We start from the raw sequence: 4040 nt of genomic DNA on the forward strand, positions 1-4040 counted from the left end.
CACATGGGTCTACCCCTACGAAAAGAAAAATAATATCTGTAGGGGTAGAGCAGTGTCTCTACCCTTGAACAACAACGATATAATTACGGAAGATTCTTACTCGTCATGCCTCTCGTTCCATCCTCTCTGAGGTGGAATGCATAGGCAATAACAACTAAAGTCAACACTCAATTTATCAAAAATCCAGCAACACTCTGTTCTTTTATGCTAAAATAAGACCACCTTAAAAAAGGAAACCTCATGGGTCAAAAAGATATAATAACAAAAGAGATAGGTCGAGATATATCGACATAGATAGTTCAACAGTTTAATAATCTTCTGCTAAAATTCAAATATGAAAAAAACACTATTTATACTTTCCCTAACTATTATATCCTTATGTTCCCAAACAGTAAACTTCAAAGAGACAAAATTCGTAGAGGCACTAGAGCTATACACATACCGTGATGGTAATGTCAGCTATGACGATGTGAAAACTATTGTCAGATACAGAGATGGAAAGACCATTACAAAAGTTGATAATAATTTAACTGTTCATGGTGATGATAACGAGCTGTTAACTACCATAAACCTAAATGAGAAACCAGAAGTTGCACTCTATTTTCGACTAACAAAAGCACTCTTTTCTAAAAACTTTGAGAGTCTAAAAGAGAATTTTAAAATAGAAAAGAGGGATAAAAAATATCAGTTTGAACCAACAGATGATACAAAAGAGGTGGTTTCCAATATAGAGTTATCCCTAAAAGCAGATGAGTCTGTAGACTTTTTTATTATCAATTTTACAAACAGAGATACCATAAAAATTGAAGCAAAGTAGTCCTTTTGTTCTCTATCTGTTGATAGTACTTCTCTCCATATCTCTTTTTAATCCAAGCCATATCACTACCAATATGCTCTCTATATTTGAGAGTGATGAGAATATAGAGAAGCTCAAAACGGTTAATAGTTTTGAGACCTCATCGACACTTTTTGTGACCATCAAAGGTTTCAGCCAAGAGAATAGAGATAAATTAATAGCTATAGAGAAAAAGCTAGAGACTCTCTATTTTATCAAAGAGACCAAGCTAAACCTCTCAAAGATAGAGATTTCTGACTATCTAAAAAAGAACTATTTTCTTTTGAGTGAATTCAGACCTATCCCTGTAGAGCAAAAAAATATAGAGAAGAGAGTGAGTGAACTAAAAAATGGACTAATAGATTCACTTATCTATCAACCAATTGACAAAAATGACCCATTCAAGCTGTTTGAGTTCAATATCTTCTCTGGTGAGAAACTAGGCAGAGATGGGTATTTGGCACTTGGTGGGTATGGTTATCTACTTACAGCACAACTCAAAAGCAAAATGAGTGATATGGAGAGTGCCAAAAAGATAGAGAGAGAGTTGTCAGACATCTTTGCAGACCAAGAGGGGGTAGTCGCTTTCTCAACGCTATTTTTTACAGCACAAAACTCAACTATTATAAAATCTAATGTTCATACTATTTTATATCTCTCTTTTGGACTACTGATTATACTCTTTTTTCTAACACTCAGAGATTATAGAGTTCTTATTGCAAACAGCATCACTTTGGCTAGTTCTATATTTGTGGCACTTAGTATCTCAACAGCTATCTTCTCTGAACTATCCATCTTTACTTTGGCATTTGGCTCTGCTATTAGCTCTATATCGGTTGATTATCTATTTCATAACTACTTTCATGGAGAGTATCTAAAAAAAGGGATTAATAGACCGATACTTATAGCATTTTTGACTACAGCACTTGGTTTTGTAATGTTGCAGTTTGTCTCATTTCCTCTTATCTCTCAACTCTCTGTTTTTGCACTTATCAGCCTTGGGTTCTCATATTTTCAATTTACATTTATCTATCCTCACTTTAGATTCTCACCAAAAGCAGATAGACTAAATCTCAATTTTCTATCCAATATAAAAACTATTTTGCCAATCAATGGGGTGTTTATATTCTCTCTATTAGCCATACTCTATGCAGGGGCAACTATAGAGTTTGATTATAATTTGAAAAATTTAGACTATGATAACCAAGAGTTAAAAGCAAAACAGAATATTATCCAAGAGAATATGCCTCAAAAATCTACTATATTAATTGAAGCAGATAGTATAAATGAACTTATAGAAAAAGCCTATAGACTACAGAAGCAGATACCATCAACAAATGTTATCTCTAAACTAGCACTGACAGATGAACAGTTCAAAAATAAAAAAGAGCAGATAGAGAGTTATGATTTTGATAAACTAAAAAAGTTACTAGAGAAGAGTGCTAAAGAGTTGGGCTTTAAAGATGGGTATTTCTCCTCCTCTTATGATTTTGTTGAGAAGATACCAAGTCAATATTCTATAGATTTAGAGACATTTAAGAGTCTAGGTTATGAAGTAATAGAGAGAGATAATAGATTTTATACCATTGCTACAATAGATAGGTTAAATATAGATATTCTAAAACCTATGGATGGAGTCTATCTGATAGATGCTTCCAAACTGATAAAAGATACAACAAAAAAGATGTTTGATAGTCTACTGCTTTATCTTTTTTTAGCATTTTTCTCTATTGTAGCGATTATCTCTTTTGTAGTTCGAGAGAAAAGCATCTTGGCACTAAATTTTATACTTTTTCCTATTGCTATAATACTCTTGTATCTAAGCTTTGTCTCTATAAATATTATGCATCTTTTCTCTATAATCATCATTATAGTTGCAGGAATAGACTACGGTATCTATATGAGCCAAGAGAACTCAGAAGAGACCAAAGAGGCTATTTTCTATTCACTTCTTACCTCTTTTTCTGGGTTTGGGATATTAGTTTTGAGTAGTATTGGAGCTATACACTCTATTGGAGTTGTGATTACTATTGGTATCTTATCTATTCTATTTTTAGTACTTTTTTTGAAATACTCTTGATATTGATACAGGGTATTCCTTTATGAGTCGAATCCACCTCAAATTATTTTAAGGAGTTGGGTAAGTTCGCTATGCTATCATAATAACTTATAAACATAATAAGGAGATAGAGCATGAAAAAGTTTCTATGGTCATTAAGCATAGTATCAATGTTAGGATTAGCAAGTTGTGGTGGGGGAAGTAGTGATGAGGCAAAAGAGCTGTTGCAGAAGATTTTAAATCTAGTAGGGATTCCACAATCTATTGTGGTAAATATCTGTCAAGATGAGAACAGAGATGGTATCTGTGGAGTTACAGAGCTTCAAGCAGAAGTGAGTATTAACAAAGGTGATACGGTTGCTACTATTTGGAATAAGATTACCAATACAGCAGAGGGTAAATATCTACTAGAGACATATGACCCAACTCTACCTCTCTTACTTGAACTTCAAGATACAGGTAGCGAACACTATACAGATAAATTTACCATCCCATTCAATGGACTAGCACCAACAGAGGAGGAGAAAGACCTCTCTATATTACAAGCTATGGTGGATGCTGGACATTTAACAGCTAATGATATTGATGCTGTTAAAGAGATGGATAATCAACAGGAGTTTTATGAGGTTCTTTTGAAAGATTTTGAGATTAACTTAAATACTTTGCAAGAGCAAAATCTCTCATCTCCTAGAGCTGTGTTAGCCAATATAAAAGAGATAGCTGAGGAGCTAAAAGAGGCTGGGATTGCTGATGAGTTACCTACGAAGATTGATAGTTGTGAGGATAATGATAGCTGTATAGAAGAGGCTATGGAGGAGACTATTATTGATGAGAATGAGGTTAAGGTTATACAGGATAGTGAAACAGAAACGACAAAAGAGCTTGTAGCAGAAAAAACTTTTTATATGTATGATGCTGAATCAAATGCTGTGGTTGAACTTATATTTAATGCCCAAGCAGATGCATTTACAGATCGTGGTGATACGGAAAATATTACTATAGAAGGAGATAGATTAACTTTCAATGAAGACGGTGATGGCTCATATACTGTTATTACAGAGGCTACAGACCATCTGATGTTTACTGACTATAACAGTGATGGCACTCTTGATGGTGATGGACATAAACTCTATTTTAATAGGGCTG

General features: G+C 33.8%; 3 protein-coding genes. All 3 read left to right on the forward strand.

Annotated features, from left to right (window positions below):
* Positions 1-334: 334 nt before the first annotated feature.
* Positions 335-817, forward strand: a complete 483-nt coding sequence (locus GSY74_RS10470; protein ID WP_164665056.1) for a hypothetical protein — start codon at positions 335-337, stop codon at positions 815-817.
* A complete protein-coding gene (locus tag GSY74_RS10475; RefSeq protein ID WP_164665058.1) occupies positions 804-2915 on the forward strand; it encodes a hypothetical protein in 2112 nt (703 codons plus the stop codon). The genes GSY74_RS10470 and GSY74_RS10475 overlap by 14 nt, the downstream gene beginning before the upstream one ends.
* Before the next feature lie 113 nt (positions 2916-3028).
* Positions 3029-4040 (forward strand): hypothetical protein (locus tag GSY74_RS10480; protein WP_164665060.1); only part of this gene is annotated, 1012 nt, incomplete at its 3' end.

The sequence above is a fragment of the Sulfurovum sp. bin170 genome (assembly GCF_010892395.1).
In the GTDB taxonomy this organism is placed as follows: Bacteria; Campylobacterota; Campylobacteria; order Campylobacterales; family Sulfurovaceae; genus UBA1140.

Coding starts and splice junctions, on each gene's coding strand:
- GSY74_RS10470 (WP_164665056.1), top strand. CDS start 335: ATGAAAAAAACACTATTTATACTTTCCCTAACTATTATATCCTTATGT.